Genomic DNA, 26351 nt, shown 5'->3' on the forward strand with positions numbered 1-26351 from the left:
TTCCTAGGTCAATCAATTCAAAGTTAATATATTTGCCATTCCATCATACCTTAAGTATTCCTGACTATTCCAATTGTGCAAATTGGGATTTACGATGATTATTATCTCAGATGTTTCTTTTATTATTTAAGATCTTTCATAATATGGCTCTTCTTTTAGAAATTCCCATTAAGTTAAAATAGAATAATCAACTATGATCGTTATGTATGGGGTAAATGGAAAGGTTCTTTGGGCTGATCTCACAAATGAGAAGATGTGGGTTGAAGAGATCCCAGAACAGATATACAGGAAATATCTTGCCGGGGTTGGTCTTGGTGCCTATATACTCAATCGTGAAATAAAAAATAACATCGATGCACTTGGCCCCGATAATATATTGGGCTTCGTAACTGGAATATTCAACAGCCATAATGCACCACTCGGTGGAAGGTTAGAAGTGGTGGCCAAATCCCCAATGACCGGTACATGGGGTGATTCAAACTGCGGTGGAAAATTCGCTCCTGAATTGAAGAATACTGGTTTTGACGCACTCTTTGTTAAGGGTATAGCGAAGCACCCGGTTTACATAAAGATAGTGGATGATAATTATTCCATAGAGGATGCAAGTACGCTTTGGGGCAAAGATGCGTATGAAACGGAAACCGAGTTGAAGAAAATAGAGCCGAAAGGGCAGGCAATGGTTATAGGGGTACCGGGAGAAAAGATGCTCTACGCCGCTGCAATAATGAATGAATACGGAAGAGCCGCAGGCAGATCAGGGCTGGCTGCCGTTATGGGATCCAAGAAACTTAAAGGTGTGCTTGTACGTGGAACAAAGAAGATACCGGTATATGATGATAAGATGCTCACCGATACCATAAAGAAAGCTCAGATTCAGTTCAGAAATTCAATGAATCTAGTCAATCCTTGGCACATGTTCGGTACAACTCAAATTACGGAATCATCCCATCTAAATGGTGATACCCCTATCAAGAACTGGGCTGGTGTTGGCATAATTGACTTCGGCGAGGAGAACGCTCGCAAGATAAGCGGTGAGGAAATCAGGAAGGATGTCCTCAAATCATACGGCTGTGCGCAGTGCACACTGGCATGTGGAGGACATGTGAAGAGAGAGACAAGATATGGAACAGTTGAAGGGCATCGTCTGGAGTATGAAGGTACAGGTGCATTCGGCGGCCTGAACCTGATTGCGGATCTTGACGCTATGTCCATGTCCTTCGAGCTGTGCAATAGATATGGACTCGATATAATAACAACCGGGGCCGTGATAGCATTCGCCAACGAGCTGTATGAAAGGGGAATTTTAACCGAAAAAGATATAGGGTTCAAGATAGGATTCGGAAATTCAGATGCCGAGGTCAAGCTCACTGAGTTGATAGGGAAAGGTGAGGGAATTGGGAGAATACTTGGCATGGGACAGAGATATGCAGCAAAGGTCATAGGAAAGGGTGCTGAAGAATCTGCCATGGAAATAGGCGGGCAGGATCTTCCGATGCATGACCCAAGGCTGATGCCCAGCCTTGGAAATACCTATATCTCGGATGCCACACCTGGAAGACATACCGCTGGTGGTATAGGGTTCAACGAGGGCTTCGAGCTTGTCCTTCCATTCAAGCATAAGGAGAGCGGAACAAAGATCCCGAGATACGAGTATCATGGAAAGGCCCACTGGCAGCTGCTATCTGTGGCAGGACAGGAGATCCTGAATTCCACCGGGATGTGCCTGTTCTCCACCAATATATGGCCAAACAGCTATCCGTATCTTGAACTGATAAAGGCGATAACAGGATGGGATCTTACCGAAGACGATCTTGTGGAGATCGGATGGAGGATACAGATGGCCAGGCACATATTCAATGCTAAGCAGGGTATAAATCAGTATGAGATCAAGCCACCAGGGAGAGTCATGGGTTATCCACCTCTGAAAGCCGGTCCTACCGCTGGGGTATCCGTGGATTATGAGACTTTGAGAAACGAATATCTGTCCGAGATTGGATTGTCAAGAGATGGCAGGCCATCACCGGACGTCCTCAAAAAATTGGATATAGATCCGGAGATCGCTGTCGGTATCTGAAATCAGATGCCGATATAATATTGATTTACCCTAATCTTTCCCTTTAGTCTCATCGAGTTAAGAACGACCGTGCTTGAACTCATTCCCATGGCAAATGCGGCCAGGATCGGAAGGAATGAGTATATCCCCGTTCCAAAGATAGGTACCAGGATGCCAGCAGCTACAGGTATGAGCGCAGAGTTATAGAATATGGCCCAGAATATGTTCTGTTTGACCTTAGAAATGGTCTTCGATGATATATCGAATATTGCTATTATGGCCCTGAGATCATTTCTGAGAAGAACGAAGTCTCCCTGACTTCTCGTTATGTCTGATCCAGATCCCATTGCGACCCCAACATCGGCCTGATCGATTGCTATGGCATCATTCATACCATCCCCAACGAACATCACATACTCTCCTGATTCCTGGTATCTCCTTATGATCTCAGCCTTATCCTCTGGCCTCAAACCAGAATGTATCTCATCGGCACCTATGGTATCTAGAACGGACAGCGAGTTCTTGTTCCTATCGCCTGTAAGAACAGATATCCTTATGCCCATTGATCTGAGATGAGATATGGTTTCAACAGCCCCTGGACGCAATTTACTGCCCACACTCAGAATGCCTCTCTCTTCTCCATCAACATAAATCTTAATGTAGCCATCATCTCCTGATCGCACGGAGACATGATGCCCAGAGCAATCACCTTCTATACCGATCCCAGGAATTTCATTTACATTCGCAACATCCATCGATGTTGAGTTACCAGAATAATCTACTATTGCCCTTGCTACCGGATGGTTAGAATGCAATTCCAGTGCCGCCGCCATATGAAGGGCATTCATATCTCCATCGTAACTCAGGACATGCATCTCTGGTTCCGTTAGTGTTCCAGTCTTATCAAAGACTACCCTGTTCACCTTTATTACCCTATCCATTGCCCCCGTATTTTTCACCAGTATTCCAGCCTCGAAGGAACCCTCAGATGCTATCAGAAGTGTTATAGGGCCGGCAAGTCCAATTGCACATGGGCAGGCTATGACTATAACAGAAACAAATGCCAATACAGCTATTTCGATGAAATATGGATCTCCTATGGATCTAAGATAGAAGAACCAGAAGAGAAATGAAAGGCTAGCCGCTGCAAGCACAACTGGAACAAAGTAAGAGGAAAAGATGTCTGCAAGCCTCTGAATCTTTGTTCTTCCTGAGGAAGCCATCTTGATGAAAGAATATATCTTGCCAACAGTTGAATTTGCACCTACATTCTGCACCCTTACCGTAAGAATTCCGTTGAGATTTTTCGTACCTGCTGAGACGAAGTCACCCTCCCTTTTTGCCAGCGGCAATGCTTCACCGGTTATCATCGATTCGTCCACATCAGATGATCCACGATCTACCGTACCATCCACCGGTATTATTTCTCCAGCCCTGACCTCTATCAGATCTCCAGGATGAACATCTGAAGCAGGTTTGTCCTTCACACCCTCGCTGTAGACCACATGAATGGTGTCCGGAATCAGATCTATAAGCTTGTTTCCAGCCTCACTTGCCTTTGCCTTTGTAACATTTTCAATATAGGATCCTGTTAATATCAGGGATACTATGAAATCCGATGAATCGTAATATACCATGGAATGCGGTATGACATGCGGGAAGAACGTTATGAATAGAGAGAATGCGAACGCAGTGATAACGCCGAGAGACACCAGAAGATCCATGTTCCCGCTTTTTGTCTTTATGGCTCCCCATGCACCCTGATAGAACTGCGTACCAGAATAGAAAATTACCGGAATAGAAAGCAGAAGGAGAATGAAATCGCGGAATTTTATACCGCTGAGATATGTTAGAACCATCACGGCCACAGAAAATACCCATGCAATCCATAATTTTTTGGCGAGATCTTTCCCTTGTTTCTCTGGCTCCAGGAATTTGTCCATGCATGTCTTCGAACAGAAATAATATCTCGTTCCATCCCTATCAACATAGAGATCCGAGGTTTCGGGAACATACATACCGCATATAGGATCAGTAGCCATTTTTAAGCATTACCCACCATAAGTTAAGGCTATTCTGTGCATTTCGCAAAGGATACGTTTAAACGGGAATCAAGAATACTTGATTATGATAGATCCAGTGTGTGGAATGAAGGTTGATAAGAACGCAAGATACAGATCAAGCTACAATGGTAAAGAATACTACTTCTGCAGTGAACATTGCAAGATTGAATTCGATAAGAATCCTATAAAATATACAAGATAAAAAAGTTTATTAAGATAGACGAATTATAAATTTATGGCAAAATATGTTTTTAAATGTGCCGACATAGGTATGAACTGCGGCTTTGAAGCCTCTGCAAAGAGTATAGATGAATTGATGCCAAAGATCGTTGAACATGCAAAGACAGCCCATAACATAACGGAGATAAATGAGGATCTGAAGAATAAGGTCACAGCCGCAATAAAGAAAAAGATGTTCTGAACAGTCAATGAAATGAAACGATAGGTGTTCGTTTCGCCTATATTTTTGATCTAATTCACATAGTTAATTTTATAGATTATTATAATTGTATCTAAAAAATATCCGATATTTTCAACAGCTTTATGCGCCAGGATGATATATTGGTCATGCATTCTATTATTTGTTCTGATCCTGGTCTATAAAGAATTTCAGCTCTTTAAGAGATCTCTCTCTTATGGCCCTTGGTAGAGGATATTCGAAAAGCCTCTTTCCATGAGAAAGATATTTTACCATCAGATTTCGCATCATGCCACCACACGGACAGGCCTTTTCCTGAACATCCGCGGGTACCACTTCTACTCTGTTACATTTCTCGCATCTGAGCACGTTCTTCTTGCCTGACATTTTACCTCTCTTGGTCTCCGGCTTTCCATTAACCTCAACTATATCCATAGCAAAGTCGAAAGGCTTGGCAGATGATATTGAGGTTCCTACACCGAAGGCCTCAGCTCCTGCATCCCTCAGCCGCCTGACAGTATTCTCGTCAAGGCCACCCGATACCATTATCTTTATGTCCTTCCTGCCTCTGAGGGCTAGTTCCCATCTGACTTCTCTTATCAGTGCCTCGAAATTACCCCGTCTGGATGAGGGAGTGTCCAGCCTAATATAATCAACTTTATCGAAGAGCTCAGCAACTTTAATGGCAGCAAACTTCTCATCCATGTATGTATCTATGAGAAGAACGGATTTCTGCCCACTCTTCGTGTTCTCTAAAGTCAGCTTCCAGGCGTCCTCATCGCCTATCATTATGGAAAGGGCATGCGGCATAGTTCCAACCGGATCCTCACCTATAATCCTAGCACCAAGCACACCAGAAACCCCATCTGCACCACCGATATAGGCTGATCTATCTATCATGGGTGAGATGGCCGGATGCATCCTGCGTATACCGAACGAAAAGAATGGAAGATCACCGGCAGCCATTCTGACCTTTGAGGCCTTTGTTGAAATACCGGAGGCCTGGCATATAAAGCCCAATATCGCAGTTTCATACATTCCGAAATCGCAGTACTTTCCCTCTATTCTTATAAAGGGTACAGGCATTCCGTTGGCATCCCTTGGATATATTATGGTGCCCTCTGGTATTGCATAAAGATCCACATCTATATTCTCGAGAAGCTTGATCACCTCATCCAAGCCCGTGAAATTTATCCATGTATCCAGTGGCCCTGATATTGTGGCCTCCATAGATACTTCAAGATCCTTGCATCTATTTCCCAGTGCCTTTATTGTCCTTTCAAAATAAACGTCAGAGGCCAGACCCTTCTTTATCTCCTCATCGCTGGCAATGTTGAATGTATTCATCTTACCATCCCATCATCTGAATATATCGAATGTATATATAAATGGAGACTCGAACTTTTCTAATTCAACTGGCATAAACGTAGTATCGAATTAAGTCAGCTGCTCCTCGCTAAAGCTTCGGAGCTTGCAGCTGGGAGGGTCGAATGACCGAAAATAGCACCCGCCACAATAGGCTGGCTGACGGCAGCCCTGTTCCTGATGTTGAGGGAAGCAACGAAATCAGCCTCTCCCTCGAATCCACAGGAAATACATCTAAAACGGGATCGTTCAGGCCTGTTCCTTTTGTCTATGGTATGGCACACAGGGCACTCCCTGCTCGTATTCTTTGGATCAATAACTATGACGGGAATACCTGCCTCCATTGCCTTGTATTCTATGAAGGATCTGAGCTGATGGAATGCCCAGGAGTTGTGGATGTATATATTGGCCTTCTGAACGATCTCCTTCGATATCACATGGTTGACATTCCTTACGAACCTGCTCTCCTTCCCAGAGAGCTTCTTGAGATGCATCTTCGCAGATTTAGTTCCTTTAGACTGCAATCTGGAACGAAGATCGGAGTAATGTTTTCTGACATCCTTGATCTCCTCTCCAGAATAGTACTTGCCGGTGGAATCAACGGCAATGTTTTCAATGCCCATGTCAACCCCGATAACATCCTTCGCCTCAACCAGGGGCTCTTCTGGAACTTCCACTGCAACCATGAGGTAGAACTGCTTGTTCTTCCTGATGAGATCGCACTGACCCCTGATCCTTTCAAAAGGCATCTCTCGATATTTACCGATGGTTATGGGTATTCTTATCCTTCCATGAACTGTGTTTATGCTTATTTCATCCATACCCTTGAAACTGAGTATCCTCTGGTCATAGACAATGGATCCAAAATCCCTGAACTCATGGAAATGTTCCCTATCCGCTTTATAGGTTTCAACAACCTTGGCTATAACCCTTACGGCGAGCTGTGCGGCAAGACCGAACTTCTCCCTTATATCCCTATAGACTATCCTCTGCAGGAACACCTTGTTGAAAATCTTCTTATCAAAGGCTATTCTGGAGACAAAGTTGCATGCCTCGTTGAATCTGACGAAAGTATCTATGAGTGCTTCCTTTTGTTTCTCATCGGGAAGCAATTTGATCTGAAGGGTTTTAAGAACAATATAGACATAATAATTCAATATATAAGTTCGTCGCAATTCCTCTCCACCCTAAAGGATGGGGCTTCTTTGCGACAGGAAATGGTGAACCGAATGTATTTCATGCTTATGCACAGATCCCGATTTTATTCCTGAAATATAAGATCCATAAGTTCTATGATCATTTAAAACTCATAGATATCCTGAGCTTCCATCGTCACCACCATATGGTATTATCTCCTCTGTCCTCTATGTGTATTCCATTCCTGATCAGGATTTCCCGTATCTGATCTGCCTCGCTGAACTTCCTTTCTTTCCTCAATCTGTTTCGCATATTGAGCAGATCTTCGACGATTCCTGAAAGATTATTGTTCTCAGAGAACAGTATTCCAGCGAAGACGTCAACCCATCTGAATATCTTCGCAGCCTCATCCGCACTTTTTCTTGATATGTCCTCCAGATCCCTGTTTATCTCACCGGCAAGCTCAAGGAGATCCCTAAACACCGATCGGAAGTCAAAGTCATTTGACGCTTCTTCTTCCATCTTGGCTATGATTGATCCAGCATCCAGTTCGATGTCTTTATTCCCAGATGCGTTCATTAGTTTTCTGTAGGTAGAATTGATATATTCCACCTGCTTTTTTGATTCTTCCAGAAGATTCTTTGAAAAGTCCAGCTGGGTCCTGTAGTTTGCGTTCAGCAACGCATAGCGAAGATCTTCCGGTCTGTATTCCTTCAGAACCTCCCTTATGGTAACGAAGTTCTTCAGGGATTTTGACATTTTTTCGTTGTTGACGTTGATCATGCCTGTGTGGATCCAGTAATGCGAAAGATATTTCCTACCGCTTATCGATCTCATCTGTGCTATCTCTGCCTCGTGATGCGGGAATATAAGATCGGATCCTCCACCATGTATATCATATTCGGGCCCGAAATAGGTCTCTGTTATAGCAGTGTCCTCTATGTGCCATCCAGGCCTCCCCGGGCCCCAGGGTGATTCCCAATAAGGCTCTCCCGGCTTTCTCTTCTTCCAGAGCACAAAATCCTCTGGATTTCTCTTATTCTCGTTCACTGCAACCCTATATCCATGTATTATCTGATCCAGGCTCTGGTTCGAAAGCTGGCCATAATCTGGAAATTTTCTTACCTCAAAATAAACGCCATCGGTTGTCTCATAGGCATATCCCTTTTCAATGAGTCTCTCTATCTGAGATATGATCTCAGGGATATATAGGGTTGATTTGGCGAAATAGTTTATTGAATTCACCTTCAGCGCAGCCATATCCTCAAGGAATTCTCTGAAATAGATCTCGGCAACTTCGCTGGGATCTATGTTCATTTCTCTGGCTTTATTTATTATCTTATCATCTATGTCAGTTATATTCTGAAGATAAAAGACCGAATAACCTTCAGATCTGAGAAATTTGACAACCGCATCGAAGAATATGTAGGTTCTTGCATGTCCTATATGAAAATGATCCTGAACAGTTGGACCGCAAACGAATATGTTTACACGCCCTCTGTTCATCTCCCTGAATTCTTCAATCCCTCGTGTCAGTGTATTGTAGAAACGCATATACAATCATTCCATAATCAATCTATAAGATATATAAACATTGATCCATATTCCACTAGGCCACTTGATGCGACCTTCGATATTCTCTAAACTTACAAGATGAAACCGGGAACTCTGATCACGCCTTCACAGTCTACTGCAGATAGCTTTTATACTCCCAGTCGTATACATGATATATGCTGTTTTCTGTAGTTGCGGATGCCTTTGAAAAGATGGAGAACACAACCAAAAGGCTGGAGCTTACTGATCTTCTTGTTAATCTTTTGAAGACTGCTGATGATGATCTGCCTCTCCTCGTTTATCTTGTCCAAGGAAAACTTGGTCCGGATTATCTTGGTCTTGAAACACAGATGTCTGACAAACTGATCCTAAAAGCGCTTTCAACAGCCTCAAATATATCGGAAGAAGAAATAGAAAAAGAATATACAAAACTTGGAGACATAGGATCGCTGGCACGCGAAATGGCCGAAAGGAGAAGCATGAGCACATTGATGAAAGTTGAACTGACTGTAAAATACATACATGATTCTCTTATGAAGATGGCCCGATCATCTGGATCCGGAAGCACAAAGTCAAGAATCGATGCATATATGGATCTGTTCCTCAACAGCACCCCCAAGGAGATAATGTACATAACAAGAATCATAACGGGCAAACTGCGTGTTGGAATATCCGATGCCACGATACTTGATGCCATAATAAAGGCATTCTCAGATGAAAAATATGCTGAGGATATAGAGAATGCCTATAATTTCCATCCTGATCTCGGTTATATAGCATCTGAGCTGAGGAATGGCAACAGCCAGAATATAATCGGATTGGGGCCTACCCCAATGATACCCTTCAAGGTCATGCTTGCAGAACGCCTGAGATCCGTGGAGGAGATCCTCGAGAAGATGGGTGGGAGATGCGCATTCGAATACAAATATGATGGGATGCGCACGCAGACGCATATAGAGAAGGGTAATGTTCGATTATTTTCAAGGGGAAATGAGGAGACAACGAATCAGTTTCCGGATATAAGGAAAGCAGCATTGGAAACGTTCAAGGTTGATTCGGCCATACTGGATGGAGAAGCGGTACCATACGACCCGGACACCGGCGAACTATATCCATTCCAGGCCATATCTCACAGGAGAGGAAGAAAACACGATGTAGATAAGGTGTCGTCTGAGATACCAATCACAGTATTCCTCTTCGACATTGTTTATCTAAATGGTAAGGATCTGTCTAAGACACCTTATTCGCAGAGAAGGAGCATACTGGAATCGCTCTTCAAGGAGAACGATAATTTCAGACTTGCAAAGAGAATAGAATCCGGGGATCAGGCCGAAGTGCACAGATTCTTCAACCAGGCTATAGAGGATGGCTGCGAAGGACTTGTTGCGAAGAGCCTCTCTCAGGATTCCGTATACAAAGCCGGTGCAAGGGGTTGGCTATGGATAAAATTGAAGAGAGACTATCAGGCACAGCTCTGGGATACCTTAGATCTAACCGTGGTGGGTGCATTCTACGGACATGGCAGAAGAAAGGGGACCTATGGAGCACTGCTCCTGGCTACATACAATGATAAAAATGATACCTTTGAAACGGTGTGTAAACTTGGATCTGGTTTTTCTGACGATGTTCTGTTTTCTCTGCCTAAGAAATTTGAAAAATATGTATCAAAGGAGAAACCAGCCAGAGTAGTCAGCAATCTTGAACCCGATGTGTGGTTCTGTCCGGAAGTTGTGATGGAGGTAATTGGAGCTGAAATAACCGTGAGTCCGGTGCATACATGTGCCTATGGAGAAATAGAAAAAGATTCCGGGTTATCCGTAAGATTCCCGAGATTCACCGGGAAATGGCGTGAGGATAAAAAACCTGAAGATTCAACAACATCAAGGGAGATCCTTGAGATGTATAAAGAACAAAAAAAGACTTTGACGGAAGAGAAGAGTTAAAAATTACTCTTCTTCTTCGTCTCTGCTCGATCTTCCACCGTATCCGCCGCGTCTGAAGTTATCTCTGCGTGGACCGGATCGATGGAAATTCTCATATTCCTTTTCGCTTGCGTCGAAATCCTCGTTAACTTCTGCCACTTCTTCATCAGAAACATTCAATGAACCGTATTTGCCAACGTTAAGCCTTATATGACCCCTGACAAGTGAAACGTATCCGTTCCCTATTGCAAGAGTCTCACCGGTCTTAGCCTGGCTAGCCTGATCGCCCCATAGGGACAGTATAACCTTTCCCGTGTCGTCTCCGATGGTTACTTCTGTCACAGATCTCTGGTCTCCAAACTTCGTTTGTATTGTTTTTGGTTCTCCAACAGACAAAACTTTTCCAACAACATTCACTCTCCTTGAGGAGGGTGTTAGATCCTTTATTTTCGTTATATCTTCCATACTACTTACTATCCTGTCTCTAGAACGTCTCTAGAAAGACCAACCACACATTTCAATTGCGTATTTAACTCTTTACATCTGCACTGTCTTTTCATACTGACGCTCATATTCCGAAGGGAGCTCTTCTACGGTTTTCACCGGAACATTCCTCCTCACGAAATTCCAGAGGTATATATCTATGTCAACCCCCATTCCCATCAGATATTCGCTCATTCGCTTTTCAAGATCGCAACCTTTTGCATCAAAGTCGGTCAGCAGTATGATGTGTCTGTATCGTTCAGCAATCCGATCGGAAAATTCAACAAGGGACATCCCTCTATTCAATATCAGTATTTCTCCCAGGAACTTCATCTTCCTCAGTGATTTCAGATCGTTTCGCCCTTCAACTACTATGGGTACACTCATATTTCTGGACCGGTACTTCTCAATAATCTCCAAAAATCTGTTTCTGGAGGACGTATTTGCCAATCTCCGCTTGCTATTTAAAGATTATGTCCATTGCTAATCATTAACATTTATATATGAATATTCGTTATATTCAGTAAGGTGAGTATGCAGGATATGAATATATGCATTTTTGAGCTGTCTGAGGCTTGGAACGGGGTGTGCGAGGATCATACCGGCGATCCGGTTTAGGGGGTGTTGTAAAACGTCCATAGACAGGTATGATTATTACCTGAAGCTGATTCTTAACAGCCCCATAAATGAATACATGTACATAATGGATGAATACCAGAATGACAGAGATATAAGTGAGTCAGAGGCAGAGTCTCTAGACAGGATCGTAATAAAGTATATGGGATCCTACAGGAAAACAGATGTTAAGATAATCAACGTTGAGACAGGAATGGAAGAAACAGCGCCACTAACCATGATCGACGACTTTGGAGGAAACGCAATATATGGCGGAGAGATCTCCATGTTCGGGCTTCTGTGGAAAATATATTCACCGCCACAGTATTATGAGAGGCCCATCGTAAATAAATGGTACTATAACGAAAAGGTCGCGTCGATACTGAATGAGACACTACATGACGCCGTTCCTGGAAAGATAAAGAATTATTTCGATATCCCGCCCTGGGTATTCGCTATAAAATACCAGAGCGTCTCAAGATACGTTCCTATCTATGATATAATAAACGATGCGATAAATCATGGGGTGATACCCGGATGGTATTACCTATCGAAGGCCGGATTGAATCAGGAATTCATTGAAGCTATAAGAAACAGAACATTTCAACTGTAATACTGATAACTAATATCTATCAATGAAAATATCTGCATTTGAATACATATTTTCGTATTTAATTGTAATACACTATGAATTGAATCAGCTGAATGCATAAGATATTTGATATCTGATTATCAATAAATATCAATTAATATGTTTGATTTAAATATTAAAAACAAAAACATTTTTCTTTACGCTGCGATTATCATCTATGGATCTAAAAAGTTTGTTTTATCCTGAATCAGTCGCGGTCATAGGGGCTTCAGCTGATACAACGAAGATCGGTTATCAGATTGTTCGCAACCTCAAGGAGGGTGGCTATCGCGGTAAAGTATATCCAGTCAATCGGAAAGGCGGAAACATACTAGGTTATACAGTATATCCGTCTATAGGGGACGTTCCTGACAAGGTTGATCTGGCCATAATATCAGTACCAGCTGAACATACCCCAGAAGCTGCTGAAGAGTGCGGAAAGAAAGGAGTGTTCGGTATAATAGTTGTGGCTTCCGGTTTTTCAGAAGTGGGAAGAAAGGATCTTGAGGATCAATTAGTATCAGTCTGCAGACAATACAACATGCGCCTGCTAGGGCCGAATGTGGTAGGCCTTATGAACAATGTAGTGAAACTCAATGCATCTTTCGCACCCTATCTTCCATATCCAGGTACCATAGGAATGGTATCGCAGAGCGGGGCTTTGATAGTGGGTCTCGATGCCATGACCTGGAGCAATAAGACAGGAACAAGCTTCCTGATAAGTATAGGTAACATGGCCGACCTTGATTTCTCAGATCTCGTAACATTCCTGGCTGACGATGAAAATGTATCCTGTATATCCCTTTATACTGAGGGCCTGAAGGAAGGGAGAAAGTTCATAGACACAGCAAGGGCCATTAAGAAGCCGATTGTGATGCTGAAATCTGGAATATCAAAACATGGATCTGTTGCGGCAGCATCACACACAGGATCTCTTGCAGGGTCCCACCGTGTTTATGATGGTGCGCTCAAACAAGCGGGTGTTGTACGCGCTAATTCCATAGAGGAGCTCTTCGATCTATCCCTTACGCTATCGTTGCAGCCACCGATGGCCGGAGATAATCTGATGGTTGTTACGAACGGTGGTGGAATCGGTGTGCTGGCCACTGATCAGGCTGAGTTATCAGGTATACCCCTGCAGACACCTCCTGACGATCTACAGGCAAAAATCAGGCAGGTCATACCTTCATTCGGCAGCACAAAGAACCCGATAGATATGAGTGCAATGGCCACTCCAGAGATTTATGCAGATACTCTGAAAACCGTGATGGAAGATGAAAGAGTCGATGGTCTGGTTGTACTCTACTGCGAGGTCGCGAATCTGGATCCATCTGATGCAGCGAAGGGGATTATAAATGGTATACTTTCATCAAAGAGAAAGATCCCAGTGGTTGCTGGCTTTGTCGGTGGCGATCACTCCAAGAATGCAGCTCTGTATCTTATCAAAAATGGAATTCCTACGTTCGATTCACCAGACAAGGCAGTGAAAGCAATGGCCGCCCTGCGCAACCATAAGAGAATGAACGATCTTATTTGCCTTGGACCGGCAAGACCTGTGGATCTCAAGCGCGATGGCGTTGGTGAAAAACTCAAGAAATATGCAACAGCTGGCATAAAGAGTCTGAATGAATTGGAGTCCAAGGAGATCTTTGCTTCCTATGGAATAAAGGTAAACAGGACGGAACTTGCGAAAAGTAAGGATGAATTGAAGAACATAATCAAGGATTTCAAATATCCAGTGGTCTTGAAAATACAGAGCCCGGACATAGTGCATAAGACGGATGTTGGAGGAGTCATTGTCAATGTAAAATCTGAAGATGAGGCCTTAAAGGCTTTTGATACCATAATTTCAAATGTCAAAAAGAACGCGCCACAGGCAAAGATAGATGGCGTGGTTGTCGAGGAAATGCTCAAAGGTGACCTAGAGACCATTATCGGCACAGTAAATGATCCAACGTTCGGGCCTACAGTAATGTTTGGGCTTGGCGGAACAGCAGTCGAGGTACTGGAAGATGTCTCATTCAGAGTTGCGCCTGTTTGCTCTAAAGAAGCATACGATATGATACACGACACAGTAGCCGGTAAGATGATGCAGAGATTCAGAGGCAGAGGCCCACTGGATATAGATGCTGTTGTGGATCAGATTGTAAGATTCTCATGGCTGGCATACGATCATCCAGAGATCGAAGGTATCGATGCAAACCCAATGATCGTGAATGAGCATGGAGCAACGGTGGTTGACGCAAGAATAATGCTTTCAACCACTCATCATTGAAAATACATAATTTATGAGTCAAATAAAGAAAACTATAAAATTATTCATCCTTTATATTATGTTTCAGTTCCCCTATCCCACTCACCTCAATCGAAACTGTATCTCCATCTGCAAGATAACGTCCAGCCGTAAAGGCAGCCACCCCGGAGGGTGTTCCGGTGGTTATTAGGTCCCCAGGATCAAGCGTTATAGTCTGTGAAAGTGTGGATATGAGTTGGGCAATGCTGAAGATCATGTCATCTGTTGTTCCGGATTGACGGAGTTCTCCATTGATTCTTGTTTCTATCTTTAGAGGGAATTTTATCTCGTCCTTGGTCACTATGTACGGCCCAACGGGCAGCGCTTCATCAAATGCCTTGCCCTGTACCCAGTTGTATCCATACGGGTGCATCTCAGGAAACTGATAATCCCTAGCACTTACGTCGTCTACTATCGTAAAGCCGAACACATAATCCTCGGCCTGTTCCAGTGGTATTCGCTTTCCCCTTCTTCCTATTACGATGCCGATCTCGCCTTCATAATCTAGCTTTTCTATCTCTTTCGGCTTGTGAACTGTTCCGCCATGGGCCACAAGTGCGTTGGAGAATTTCGTAAAGAAGTAAGGTTTAGGCGGAAATCTGGTTTCCGACTCCTCTGAATGAGATCTGAAATTGACCGCTGGAAGAAATATCTTGGAAGGGCTGACAGCAGGAAGATACTGAAATTTCCCATCGTATTGAGTGGAAGAAAAGGTATCACCATATTGCTCTATGAATTTGTTTATGTCGTTGATTCCGTCCAGCAGCCTTACATTTTGACCATCTGATAGAAATAATCTCTCTTCACTATCGACCATGCATCTACCGATCTTCATGTATCTATATTGTGAGTTAAAATAATTCATTATCGATCTCCGGCATGGAAAAATAATAGTAGAATAGTGGAATGAGAGGTCAATGGCCTCCAATATAAGGATCATCTTTTATGGAACAGGTGGTAGCTGGCCCACGCCCATAAGAGCGATGCCAGCCGTTGGTATAAAGATAGATGATGTTCTCAACCTTTTTGATTGTGGGGAGGGGACTCAGAAGCAGATAATGAAAAGTTCTACTTCTTTCATGGATATAGACAATATATTTATAACGCACTTTCACGGTGATCATTTCCTTGGATTGCTTGGTATGGTTCAGAGCATGTCGTTCAATAACAGATCAAAACAGCTGAGCATATTCGGTCCCAAGGGTGCGATAAATATACTCTCGAATGCTCTCAATGTTGGTTACTATACGCTTCATTTTCCCTTGAAGATATATGAACTGGAACCTGACAGAACCTATGACTTCGGTAAATTTCTGATCAGAACTATACTCAACGATCATCCAGTGCCTGCCCTGTCCTATAGCCTAGAGGAGAAGGATCTGATAAAGATAGATCCAGACAGAGCTAAGGAAAAGAATATACCATCAAGAATCATAGAGAAAATCAGAGAAAACGGAACCTATGTATATAAGGGTGTGGAGTACAGGATCCAAGACATATCGGCCGGTGTAAGGAGAGGAAGAAAGATAGTCTATACTGGCGATACCAGGCCGATGGATAAGATGGTGGAATTTGCCAGGAACGCAGACGTGTTGATCCATGATACCACAACAGACTCAAGTTTTGAGCCAGCTGTGAACGAATTCGGACATTCTTCTTCAAGACAGGCTGCCAGGATAGCGAAGAGGGCGGGTGTTGGCAAACTTTATCTGTATCATTACAGCCCAAGAATAACCGATACAAAGGTTCTCCTTGAAGACGCGAGAACTGAATTCGAGAATACCTATGAAAGCAAAGATCTCATGGAATTGGAGGTTAAGGTTCGGCATGACGAGTAAGAATAGATACTTGTTAACAGCCATGCGGATTATTTTAGCATATAGTTAATAATTCTATGATTACATAACATCATTAAAAATATTTAAATATCTTAGTATGATACTAAGCTATGATTATAAATCTCTGGAACCCTACCTACGAAGGTATCTATGCCGCAATACTCATTTCCTATCTACTCGGTATAGTCCATGGTATAACTCCCGATGAGCATACATGGCCTATAACCTTTTCTTACGCGGTGGGCAGCTATTCCACAAAGGGAGGCGCAAAGGCAGGTCTTCTATTTTCATCCGGCTTCACCGTGGAGAGAGCAATAATGTCAGAGATAGCGGCGCTCGCTCTAGCTAGCTTTATGCTCTATCCCTACTTCAACAGCATAGTATATATCATCGTCGGTGCAGTTATGGCTTTGTCCGGATTCTACATTGCAAATAAACTGAAATATCCTCACATACACATAATAGAGGAATGGCTGTACCATGCCTTCGGCATTCATAAGGGCCATGAAGAAAAAGAGAAGATGGAACTTGAACACATGGAAAACCCCATAATGACAAAGGTCGATGGAGAATACAGACCCGTACCGCTGAAGCTTGCCTTTGTTCATGGACTGATTGCCGGATTTGGTTTCGGTGCATTCGCTCTGATAATTTACTTTGTCATCGCGCCGAATATGCCCATCTACCTCGGTTTTGTACCCGGTCTCATGTTCGGTCTTGGAACGATGACCATGCAGGTTCTAGCAGGAACTGCCTTTGGCCTTTGGCTGACCAAAAAGAAGAACCTTACCGTGAAGGGGATAGCCTTTGTTGCCAGGGGGATAAGCCACTTCGTCCTCTCATATGGAGGGATAGCGTTTTTTGTAGCCGGTATCATTACTCTTATATTTCCAGCACTGTGGAATTATCAGATAATAACCGGAGTGAAGATACATAACCTTGATGCCATTGGACTCCCATTCTTCCTAGTGGTGTTATCAGTGGTGGTTCTTGGATATCTTGGATACAAAATAAACCTCAGAAAGGCCATTCAGCTGGATTACGTCACTAAAAACGATCGCAATAAGGAGGTCATAGAAAATCGATATATCTGAAATTCAACAATATTTAACTACTTTTCAGTGATGTCTACGTATGTATAAGGGTATCATAACGCCCATGATCACGCCTATGAACGTGAAGGGCGAAATAGATTACAGCGCTACGCAGGTATTAATTGAGAAACTTGGTAAATACGGTGTTGATGGTCTTTTTCCAATGGGATCAACTGGTCTCTTCCCGATGTTCAGCATAGAGGAGAGAAAGAAATTCTTGAGCTTTGTCAGTGAACACTCTGGAAAGATGCAGGTGTATGCAGGCGTGGGATCTTCATCAACCCAGGAATCGATAGAACTCTCAAAGTATACTGAAGATATCGGAATAAAGACAAGAGTGTTGATGCCCACATACTATATAAAGCCTGATGAAAACTGGATCTATAAGCATTTTTCAGCTGTCATATCTGCTGCATCCAATGATCTCTTCATCTACAATATCCCACAGCTGGCAGGCACATGGATCGGTGAAGATCTCATAGAAAAACTTGCTAAAGAATTTTCAAACGTGAAGGGAATTAAGGACAGCTCAGGTGATATGAGATTCTTTTCCAGAATAATGAAACATAAAGGGACCAACTTTGACATCTTCCAGGGCCAGGACGATCTGCTATTTCTTTCTCTTTCCATCGGAGCAAGCGGAGGAGTTTGCGGCCTTTCCAACATATCACCCTACATAACGAATCTCTATCATGAATTTTCGTCAGGTAACCTCGATAAAGCAAGGGATATACAGATGAATATGATAAATCCATTGATGTACGCGGTCAATAGTGCTACGTTTCCGTCAGGCTACTACTATGCATTTTACAAGATGAACAACATAAAGGGTGGCTACAGAGTCCCGATGGTAGAGCCTAGCTCAGACCAAAAGAGGATCATCGATCTGGAGATTTCAAAGATCGCATGAATTCCAGGTTCGATTTTTTTAAAAATTATACGCATTTCGTTATCATTGTATATGTCTTATCCGAACAGTGAAAGATTTATATCCCTTCTTAGTTTGTTCCTTTAATGGAATTCCAGAAGTTCAGGACGATGCATTTCCCCAGAGACGTATACATAGGACATGATGTTCTTGATCATATCGTTGACGTCGTGGGAGAAAACAGCCGTAATAAGAAGACGATTATCGTATCAGGAAGTATAACATATGAACTTGCTGGAAAGAAGATCGAAGATCTCCTGTCTCTTGATGGATATGAAGTACGCGTTTTTCTGACGGGTAATGCTAATTATGAGACGCTGGAAAAGCTTGAGCAGGATGCTTACGACTTTCAGGCAGGCATCGTGATAGGTGTGGGCGGGGGAGCAAAGATAGATCTGGCTAAAAAACTTGCCTTCGACAGAAAGCTGCCATTCGTGAGCGTACCTACGGCGCCAAGTCATGACGGTATTGCTTCACCCAGGGCATCTCTGAGAAGAAATGGTATATCGTATTCTGAGGAAGGCGCAATGCCCATAGGTGTTATAGCTGATACTGCGATAATGATAAGGGCACCATACAGGTATCTTGCAGCCGGTGCCGCGGATGTAATATCAAATCTCAGCGCCGTTAAAGATTGGAAGCTGGCCCACAGGCTCAAGGGCGAAGAGTTCAGTTCCAGCGCAGCAGCTATATCGGAATATTCAGCACAAGAAGTTCTTTCTCAGATAAATGAGATCAAAAAGTATGAAGAATCATCCGTATGGCTTGTAACGAAGAACATACTGGCCTCTGGCACAGCCATGGCCATCGCTGGAAATTCAAGACCCGGAAGTGGGAGTGAACATCTCTTCGCCCACGCACTGGAGGCGGCAGGTGTCGACAACATGCTGCATGGAGAGATGTGCGCCATGGGCACGGTTGTGTCCTTGTATCTTCATGACGAGAACTGGCAACAGATAAAGGAAGCTTTCGATACGCTTGGAATATCAATAAGATCCAAAGATTATGGCATTAGTGACGAAATCGTTATAGAGGCTCTCAGAAAGGCCCATTCCATAAGGCCGGAGAGATACACCATACTTGGAGAGAGCGATATGTCTTATGATGCGGCGGTGAAGGCTCTGGAACTTACTGGAATAATCTGAGGTGATTGTTCTGCCAAAGATAAGTCTGATCGGTAGCAGCATAGCAAAGGAAGGTCTCGAGTTTGTTTTTGCCGGTCCACTCGCAGCGTGCTCTGACTGCAGGGTGAAGAATGTCTGCTTCAATCTGGAGCAGGGACATCGCTACAGAGTCACGAAGGTCAGGGAGCAGGTAAACCCATGCATAATTTTCAACGGTGATAAAGTCAATACTGTTGAGGTGGAAGAACTCGAAGACTATGTGAACGTGCAGGAAAGTAAACGCATTCAGGAAGGGGCCATAATATCTCTTAAATCGATGAACTGCGACTACATCACGTGCCCCAATATAGAAAAGTGCAATCTCTATTATTTCAAACCTGACATCAAGGTGATGGTGAAATCGATTGGAAAGGAGATAAGCTGCCCCAAAGGATATAAGATGAAGCAGATATCCATATCATACAAATGATGCCGTAAAATACGATGATCGTGTAGCAAACATGGAAGACACTGGGCATTATGTCGTTTTAAAAATCGCAAAGCTATTATAGAGGTTTTTAATGTAGTTTTTACCAGATTTCTATGAAGTATACCAAATTTGAAAAAGCAAGGATTATAGGAGCAAGAGCTCTTCAAATAGCCATGGGTGCTCCAGTTATCATCGATGTGCCTAAAAATATGATAGATCCTGTTGATATAGCAATGCTGGAGTTCGAGAATAACGTTATACCCATAACAATTAAAAAAGCTTCAAAAATTTTAAATTAAACTTTTGCGTTCTCCACATCAAACTCACCGGCATTTTTTAGGATCTCTGGTCTCTTCCTCGAATAATAAAGTGTCACGATCATTCCTCCAATCACGACCCAGAGTATGGTTATAATGAACGAGGCGAAATAGGCATCATTCACAGGCGTTGGATCCGTTACCCATCTTGTCCATATGTTGGAGACGGTGAAATAAATGACCACAAGACCTATAACTGTCGCAACCGCTGGCGCCAGGGCATGCTTCAAAAATTCGAATCTGTTGATCCTTCTGGTATAATATGTCAATGATGTGTTAGCCATTATATGAACTATGATTATGGATATCCCGGTACCGGCCTCAAGAATAAACGCTGCAGTTTTCGGACCAAAGTATAGCCCCATAAGCACATCAAGAACAAAGGAGGTTATGCTCCAAACAATTATGGCCATGTAAGGTGAACGATATTTCGGATGTATCCTGGCTATGACCTTCGGAAATATCACATTGTCCCCAGCTGCGGAGTACCACCACCTGCCCACCGCAGTTGCCTTCGAAACTCCATTGGTGAGGTAGCTGTTGATCGTGAATATTATCAGCAAGATCACACCTATCGTACCAAGATACTTTCCAAACACTATTATCCCTGCGTCGGGTGCACTGGCGAACGATCCTATATTGCTTATACCCCAGCCAACCGTTAGGGCGTAAGTTGCAGGTATTATCGCTATAGCAGTCAGAATCATGGCGTACAGGATCGACCTACCTATGTTTCTTTTGGGGTCCTTTATCTCCTCAGAGACCGTTGTAACAATTCCAGTACCCGTGAAATCCAGTATAGAGAACACAGCACCAAACATTATTGCTGAAAAACCTACCCCAAGGTTCTTTGGAAGCGTGAACGGCACCACTGAATTATGTGGCCCAACCCTCAGTATGATGATTATTGCGCCTATGACCAGAAACAGGACCTCGGCAAGGCCTGCAACGGCATTGTATCCAAGTGAAGGCTTTATACCGATGTAAGTTACTATCGTTATGTAAGCTGTGAATGCACCGGCGAAGAGTATCCATATGTAGGGTATTGCGGTTATCCTTGGTGAAATCAGGAATATGAACGATGAAAGACCCAGTATTCCAAATGCGGCGCCCGTTATATCATAATACATGAAGCTCAGTGCAGTTACTGGCCCGAGCTTGCCGCTCTCTGTGGAACCAGCTGCAAATGCATAGTAGCTTCCTGCGTTGGCCTTGTACTTTGAGAACTGATAGGGCGTGACCATGAATACTGCGTATACGAGCCACCCAAAAATCACGGAAAGTATTGTCCTCGATCCGGCTATTGAAAACGTTGCCACAAGCAATATTGCAATATCGGCGGCAGGAGCAACCTGTCCCATAGACTGGAATATCCCCTGCATTATGCCTATTGAGTTCCTTTTCAGTCCACTTCTTCTACGTACCATCTTTAAACCTCTGAAAATACGGAATGGCGAAAGAATAGGTTTTATCGCCAGTCCTAATTCTATATTGTACTTATGTTATATAAACATAACTGAAATATTATGAGGATGTGGATTCACAAGGATAAAATTAAAATAGACGTCTAATTATTTAATTTTGCCTTCACTGATTCTAGATCAAGCTTCACAAAGGGTATACTGCCTCTGCGCACATCGAACGTGTGCATCTCGTTCAGGCGGTTGTACGATTCACCTATCCTGAATGGTATTCCAAGCAGATCCCACATCCTCTCAGACGATGCAGGAATGTATGGATAGGCCATTGCAGTGAGAATCTCTATTATCTTCAGCGAAAGGTATAGATCGTGGTTGAGTCTATTTCTGTCGATCTTAACAGTTTTCCATGGTTCCGATCTGTTGAAAAATCCGTTTGCGTAGATCGCTAGATCAAGCCATATAGATAGCCCTTTTTTTATGTGCACGCTGGATAGCTCGTCTGAAAAGGCCTGGAATGAATGAATTGCATATAAAAACTCCTCGTCTTTGCTAATATCGACAGGTTCAACCTTAAGATCGTATTTATCAATGAATGACACGACACGATACACGAGATTGCCGTACTTGTCTATTAGATCAGAATTCACGGTATTAACGAGTTCTTCGATGGAAAAATCAGAATCACCAGTCTCGGGTAGTATCGAAGCCACATAGTACCTGAGATAATCTGCCGAAACGGCCTTAAGTAGATCATCGACGCTGTACCCGATTCCCCTGCTCTTAGAGAACTGCTGGCCTTTGAATGTGAGGTACTCATTGGCCGGTATATCGTATGGCAGGTTGAAGCTTCCGTAACCCATCAGCATAGCCGGCCAAATTATCGCATGAAAAGGTATGTTGTCCTTTCCTATGAAGTAATAATTGCGCGCTTCTGGATCGAAATAGAATTCCTTCCACAGATCCGGGTTCCCAATTCTCTTTGAATACTCCTTCGCTCCCGTTATGTATCCGATGAGCGCCTCAAACCATACATATATCCTCTTGGTTTCATACCCCTGCAGAGGTATCTTTACACCCCAATCTATGTCTCTAGTTATTGGCCTCTTTTTCAACCCTCCTGCTATGAAATTCTGTGTATATGCAACCACATTTGGCTTCCATGAACTCCTTGTGGAAATCCATTCTTTTAGCCTGTCCTCAAGCAGATCGAGCCTCAAAAAGAAATGATCAGTCTCCCTGAATTCGGGCGTCTCGCCACTCAGGATACATTTAGGATCAATGAGATCCTGAGGGTCAAGTGTGCGCCCGCAGTTGTCACACTGATCTCCTCTTGCCTTTGGATAGTGGCAGTAGGGACAAGTCCCCTCAATATAGCGGTCCGGCATAAACCGACCGATCTTGCGGCAAAAGGGAGCTATCATGGTACCCTTATCGATATAACCAGCATCTAAAAGCTTTAGGAAGAAATCCTGAGCATTTTCAGAGTGCTCCGGCCAGGTGGTCCTCATAAATATATCGAAATTTATGTTGAGATTGCGAAACGTCTCCAGATGTTCCTCGTAGTACCTGTCGGCTATCTCCCTTGGGGTTTTTCCCTCCTTTTCAGCCCTGACGGTTATGGGCGTACCATATTCATCGCTGCCGGATACGTAGAGAACCTGATTACCTATCAATCTGTTATACCTTGCGAACACGTCTGCCCCCAGATAAGCTCCAGCTATATGGCCTATATGGAGCGGGCCATTGGCGTATGGAAGGGCACAGTTAATCAGTACCTTTATATGAACCACCTCACGGTTAATTTATTTCAAATATTATTGGTTTTCTAATTCCTGATAGAATTTGCTCCAGAAATCAGGCATCTCCATGCTGCGATAATACATTTTCTATTCTGTTCTTCACGAAATCTCTGCCGAGGTTGTATAGGAAATATCCCAACCTTGGTCCTCGATCTTTTCCGATAAATATCCTGTAAAACAATGAAAATACTGAATCAGGGCTTTTCTTGTATTTCTGAGCAAGATCGTACACCTTATCATGTATTGACGCTGACTCCCAGGGCATACCATCGATGTCGTTCACGAATGATTCCAGCAGCATAGCGTCCTCATCATTTAATTCTACGCGCTGATCAATTGGCAAGATCTTAAATTTGACGTTTTCCGGAGCATATCTATCAAGCCATCTCCTGGCATACTCTATCTCCTTTTTGAAGTCTGCCTCATCAAAATTAGATGTGGAACTCATCTTAACGGCGCGCAACAGCTCGTCTTCATTTCTGTATATCTGGACAAGGGTCACCAGATGCCTGAAGTCCACCGGGTAAGGCTTTCTGTCCTTATTAACGAGTGAATATTCCACTATAGCGATCTGATCCTCATCAAGCGCGGATCTATCTCCAAAGTATGCATCCTGCAGCTTACCAAGTTCATCTGCGAGTGCCAATATGCCAAGTCCCGGATCGAAATCTATGTGCCTTCCCGGATTAACGCGTGCAATCATATATCGCAGAAGATCCGGCGGTATTACCTCCATTATTTCTGAAGCCGCTATAGCAAGACCAGTGGAGGAATGCATAGCACCCTTTCCTTTCAGTATTATACGCTCATATATCAGTGGCAGTGGTGGCTCTATTCCGAATATTTCGGATGCAATTCTCTTTCCCGTATCATAGGAACCGCCTGGTGCGCCATGATCTTTTCCAAAAGGTTCGATAGTAACCTTGAGCGCGAACCATTTTGCTGGCCATTCGACCCTCCATGGCATCTTGCCTTCAGCCTTTCTAATATCGGCAAATCCATGATGGCCACATTTGCACACATATTCAGCATAAGGATACTTATATGAAACAACCTGGGTTGTGTTTATTCTACCGCATCTTTCGCATAAAGGTTCGTAGGGATAGAAATCACCTTCTATCTGCCTTCCTGACACGGTTTCAAGTATCTCTCTTATTTTTTCCCTGTTCTGTATTGCAATATCGCACGCTCTGGCAAGTATACCAGTATCATACAGATCGGAGGTCTTTATGACTCTTGCTGGGATGTTCGCCTCCTTCATAACACGGACGAATGGATCAAGATAATAATCAGAATACTTCCCTGTTCCTTCAGGTGCCGGTATATTCTTCAATGGCTGTCCCACATACTTTTTGTAATCTTCACTGAGGAAAGGATAGACCTTTCGCAAAGGATCCATATCATCGCATAAATATATAAAATCCGCCTCCAATCCTTTCTTGGATATGGCCTTAAATAGTATATCTCCGGTCAGGATTTCTCTCATGTTTCCGACATGTATTGGACCAGAGGGCGATATACCGGTGGAAACACGCTGTGGACCATTCAGATCCTTCACCAAAGCATCTGCCCAGAACAATCTTATCACTGCCACGAGATAGGAGAGGCGTAAATAATACTTTCATTCGTATAAAGAATGAAAATGTAAATTCAATCCTTATTCGATATATTGTCCACTTTGAATCCGAAAGCTTTCTTCCTTATTTTCCCGTAAAAAATGGAATTCTATTTGGTGCCTATGAGCCACCGATGACCTGCGTCCTTATCAGCGATCTGACAGGTACCCCATTCAGATCATTTACGCTCATCTTGGAAGCCAACAGCACACAGAGCACTGGCTTTCCGCCCTCTTTGGTGACATCCGTTATGGTTCTTCTCATCGTCTCCCCTGTGCTGGCAACGTCGTCAATAATCACGACTCTTTTGCCCTCTACCGATGCAAAGTTAGAACTGAATACACCTTCCTTTCTCGCAGGATGTGGCCTGTAAACAATCAGCTCCTTATCCATCAGATATGAGACCAATGTAGCGTAAGGTATACCATTTATAGCTATGCCCAGTATTGAATCAACTTCAAATGAGTTTTTATTCATTTCCTCACGAATGATATCACTCATTATCTCTGCTATACTGATGATCCTTGAACCAAATACTCCTACACTTCTCCAACCTATCTTGACGTCCTGAACAGCGCCTTCTTTTAGAAATTCCTTACTGAGAAGCCATGTGACTGTATTTACTGAAAGATGAAGTTCAGTTGATATCTCCTTGTCGCTCATACCCTTATTCTTTAATTCAAGAGCTCTCTTATAGAGTTCTTCAATGCTCTTCATATCAATACCCCTTGCCTTTGCAACATCAGATGGCCTACTCCCCAACTTAAGCCTGGGAGCTTCCTGATTCAAAGACGCAATGGCCATACCTTTTCTGAGGTATGTTCATATGCATCTCCACAGGCGTAGATTCGGACCGCACCAGCCCTATATTATGATATCGCACTGCTTGGCTATCGCAGGCGATATCATGCTCATGCATACAAAATATATCCATAAACTTTCCTGTCATGCGAACACTGCATGGATAATCAATAGATCAATGCGTCAGCTACTCCTCGCTAAAGCTTCGGAGCTTGCTGCTGGTCTCCCCTTCACCCGTAGACGAGGTTTCATCGAACCGCAACGATCGGCTGGCTGACATCAGCCTGAAGTACTCAGATGTACCGGGCACTTCGATGTTCCTTGAGGCATTCAGATCCGCATGGAGTTCGAAGCCACAGTTCAGGCATTTGAATACCGAGCCATGCCTGTTGTTTTTATTTACATAGCCA

At 43.4% G+C, this 26351-nt stretch carries 24 protein-coding genes; 12 read left to right on the forward strand and 12 right to left on the reverse strand.

Annotated features, from left to right (window positions below; translation table 11 throughout):
* Nucleotides 1-202 precede the first annotated feature (202 nt).
* A complete protein-coding gene (locus tag DMB44_RS06815) occupies nucleotides 203-2074 on the forward strand; it encodes an aldehyde ferredoxin oxidoreductase family protein (RefSeq protein WP_110642131.1) in 1872 nt (623 codons plus the stop codon).
* A gap of 2 nt (nucleotides 2075-2076) precedes the next feature.
* Here DMB44_RS06815 and DMB44_RS06820 read toward each other — a convergent pair whose 3' ends face one another.
* Nucleotides 2077-4095, reverse strand: a complete 2019-nt coding sequence (locus tag DMB44_RS06820; protein ID WP_110642133.1) for a cation-translocating P-type ATPase — start codon at nucleotides 4093-4095, stop codon at nucleotides 2077-2079.
* An 85-nt stretch (nucleotides 4096-4180) separates the two neighbouring features.
* On the opposite strand from DMB44_RS06820, the gene DMB44_RS06825 reads away from it, so the two are divergent.
* Together DMB44_RS06825 and DMB44_RS06830 are read left to right on the forward strand one after the other, a co-directional pair.
* Entirely contained in the window at nucleotides 4181-4318 is a 138-nt protein-coding gene (locus tag DMB44_RS06825) for a YHS domain-containing protein (protein ID WP_201796949.1), read from the forward strand.
* Nucleotides 4319-4351: 33 nt separating this feature from the next.
* Complete coding sequence (locus tag DMB44_RS06830) at nucleotides 4352-4537, forward strand: DUF1059 domain-containing protein (protein WP_110642135.1); 186 nt, start codon at nucleotides 4352-4354, stop codon at nucleotides 4535-4537.
* A 156-nt stretch (nucleotides 4538-4693) separates the two neighbouring features.
* Here DMB44_RS06830 and DMB44_RS06835 read toward each other — a convergent pair whose 3' ends face one another.
* The 3 genes from DMB44_RS06835 to cysS all read right to left on the reverse strand — a co-directional run bounded on the left by DMB44_RS06835 (nucleotide 4694) and on the right by cysS (nucleotide 8590).
* Nucleotides 4694-5881: a nicotinate phosphoribosyltransferase gene (locus DMB44_RS06835; RefSeq protein ID WP_110642137.1), complete on the reverse strand. Its 1188-nt coding sequence runs from the start codon at nucleotides 5879-5881 to the stop codon at nucleotides 4694-4696.
* 95 nt (nucleotides 5882-5976) lie between these two features.
* Entirely contained in the window at nucleotides 5977-7074 is a 1098-nt protein-coding gene (locus DMB44_RS06840) for a transposase (protein WP_237265343.1), read from the reverse strand.
* Nucleotides 7075-7231: 157 nt separating this feature from the next.
* The gene (gene cysS, locus DMB44_RS06845) at nucleotides 7232-8590 is read right to left on the reverse strand and encodes a cysteine--tRNA ligase (protein ID WP_110642139.1); all 1359 of its coding nucleotides are present in this window, start codon (nucleotides 8588-8590) and stop codon (nucleotides 7232-7234) included.
* Between the two features lie 176 nt (nucleotides 8591-8766).
* On the opposite strand from cysS, the gene DMB44_RS06850 reads away from it, so the two are divergent.
* Nucleotides 8767-10533, forward strand: a complete 1767-nt coding sequence (locus DMB44_RS06850; protein WP_110642141.1) for an ATP-dependent DNA ligase — start codon at nucleotides 8767-8769, stop codon at nucleotides 10531-10533.
* 3 nt (nucleotides 10534-10536) lie between these two features.
* Here the strand turns inward: DMB44_RS06850 and DMB44_RS06855 are convergent, their stop codons facing one another.
* Nucleotides 10537-10977, reverse strand: a complete 441-nt coding sequence (locus DMB44_RS06855) for a single-stranded DNA-binding protein (RefSeq protein WP_110642143.1) — start codon at nucleotides 10975-10977, stop codon at nucleotides 10537-10539.
* A 72-nt stretch (nucleotides 10978-11049) separates the two neighbouring features.
* The gene (locus tag DMB44_RS06860) at nucleotides 11050-11445 is read right to left on the reverse strand and encodes a toprim domain-containing protein (RefSeq protein WP_237265344.1); all 396 of its coding nucleotides are present in this window, start codon (nucleotides 11443-11445) and stop codon (nucleotides 11050-11052) included.
* A gap of 109 nt (nucleotides 11446-11554) precedes the next feature.
* On the opposite strand from DMB44_RS06860, the gene DMB44_RS06865 reads away from it, so the two are divergent.
* Together DMB44_RS06865 and acs are read left to right on the forward strand one after the other, a co-directional pair.
* Nucleotides 11555-12223, forward strand: coding sequence for a hypothetical protein (locus DMB44_RS06865; protein ID WP_153280188.1), 669 nt, complete (start codon nucleotides 11555-11557; stop codon nucleotides 12221-12223).
* A 196-nt stretch (nucleotides 12224-12419) separates the two neighbouring features.
* The gene (gene acs / locus DMB44_RS06870) at nucleotides 12420-14516 is read left to right on the forward strand and encodes an acetate--CoA ligase alpha subunit (RefSeq protein WP_110642149.1); all 2097 of its coding nucleotides are present in this window, start codon (nucleotides 12420-12422) and stop codon (nucleotides 14514-14516) included.
* A gap of 40 nt (nucleotides 14517-14556) precedes the next feature.
* Here the strand turns inward: acs and DMB44_RS06875 are convergent, their stop codons facing one another.
* Entirely contained in the window at nucleotides 14557-15351 is a 795-nt protein-coding gene (locus DMB44_RS06875) for a fumarylacetoacetate hydrolase family protein (RefSeq protein WP_237265345.1), read from the reverse strand.
* 100 nt (nucleotides 15352-15451) lie between these two features.
* Here DMB44_RS06875 and rnz point away from each other — a divergent pair, with 100 nt between their 5' ends.
* From rnz to DMB44_RS06905, 6 genes are all read left to right on the forward strand, one after another.
* The gene (rnz, locus tag DMB44_RS06880) at nucleotides 15452-16372 is read left to right on the forward strand and encodes a ribonuclease Z (protein ID WP_110642153.1); all 921 of its coding nucleotides are present in this window, start codon (nucleotides 15452-15454) and stop codon (nucleotides 16370-16372) included.
* 110 nt (nucleotides 16373-16482) lie between these two features.
* A complete protein-coding gene (locus DMB44_RS06885; RefSeq protein WP_110642155.1) occupies nucleotides 16483-17466 on the forward strand; it encodes a hypothetical protein in 984 nt (327 codons plus the stop codon).
* A gap of 40 nt (nucleotides 17467-17506) precedes the next feature.
* On the forward strand, nucleotides 17507-18376 hold the full coding sequence (locus tag DMB44_RS06890; protein WP_110642157.1) for a dihydrodipicolinate synthase family protein: 870 nt from the start codon (nucleotides 17507-17509) through the stop codon (nucleotides 18374-18376).
* A gap of 104 nt (nucleotides 18377-18480) precedes the next feature.
* Nucleotides 18481-19539 (forward strand): NAD(P)-dependent glycerol-1-phosphate dehydrogenase, encoded by a 1059-nt coding sequence (locus tag DMB44_RS06895; protein WP_110642159.1) that lies wholly within the window; start codon nucleotides 18481-18483, stop codon nucleotides 19537-19539.
* Between the two features lies 1 nt (nucleotide 19540).
* Complete coding sequence (locus DMB44_RS06900; RefSeq protein ID WP_110642161.1) at nucleotides 19541-19987, forward strand: UPF0179 family protein; 447 nt, start codon at nucleotides 19541-19543, stop codon at nucleotides 19985-19987.
* Nucleotides 19988-20100: 113 nt separating this feature from the next.
* Nucleotides 20101-20286 carry a DNA-directed RNA polymerase subunit K gene (locus tag DMB44_RS06905; RefSeq protein ID WP_110642163.1) on the forward strand — a complete coding sequence of 62 codons (186 nt, stop codon included), beginning with the start codon at nucleotides 20101-20103 and terminating at the stop codon, nucleotides 20284-20286.
* Here DMB44_RS06905 and DMB44_RS06910 read toward each other — a convergent pair.
* From DMB44_RS06910 to DMB44_RS06930, 5 genes are all read right to left on the reverse strand, one after another.
* Complete coding sequence (locus tag DMB44_RS06910; RefSeq protein WP_110642165.1) at nucleotides 20283-21731, reverse strand: amino acid permease; 1449 nt, start codon at nucleotides 21729-21731, stop codon at nucleotides 20283-20285. The two genes, DMB44_RS06905 and DMB44_RS06910, sit on opposite strands and share 4 nt — an antisense overlap.
* Nucleotides 21732-21871: 140 nt before the next feature.
* Nucleotides 21872-23515 carry a methionine--tRNA ligase gene (gene metG / locus DMB44_RS06915; RefSeq protein WP_110642167.1) on the reverse strand — a complete coding sequence of 548 codons (1644 nt, stop codon included), beginning with the start codon at nucleotides 23513-23515 and terminating at the stop codon, nucleotides 21872-21874.
* 64 nt (nucleotides 23516-23579) lie between these two features.
* Nucleotides 23580-25112 (reverse strand): lysine--tRNA ligase, encoded by a 1533-nt coding sequence (gene lysS, locus DMB44_RS06920; RefSeq protein ID WP_110642173.1) that lies wholly within the window; start codon nucleotides 25110-25112, stop codon nucleotides 23580-23582.
* 148 nt (nucleotides 25113-25260) lie between these two features.
* Entirely contained in the window at nucleotides 25261-25857 is a 597-nt protein-coding gene (locus DMB44_RS06925; RefSeq protein ID WP_010901571.1) for an orotate phosphoribosyltransferase-like protein, read from the reverse strand.
* Between the two features lie 271 nt (nucleotides 25858-26128).
* On the reverse strand, nucleotides 26129-26351 hold a 223-nt coding region (locus DMB44_RS06930; protein ID WP_153280189.1), incomplete at its 5' end, for a zinc ribbon domain-containing protein.

The sequence above is a fragment of the Thermoplasma sp. Kam2015 genome (assembly GCF_003205235.1).
GTDB lineage: Archaea > Thermoplasmatota > Thermoplasmata > Thermoplasmatales > Thermoplasmataceae > Thermoplasma.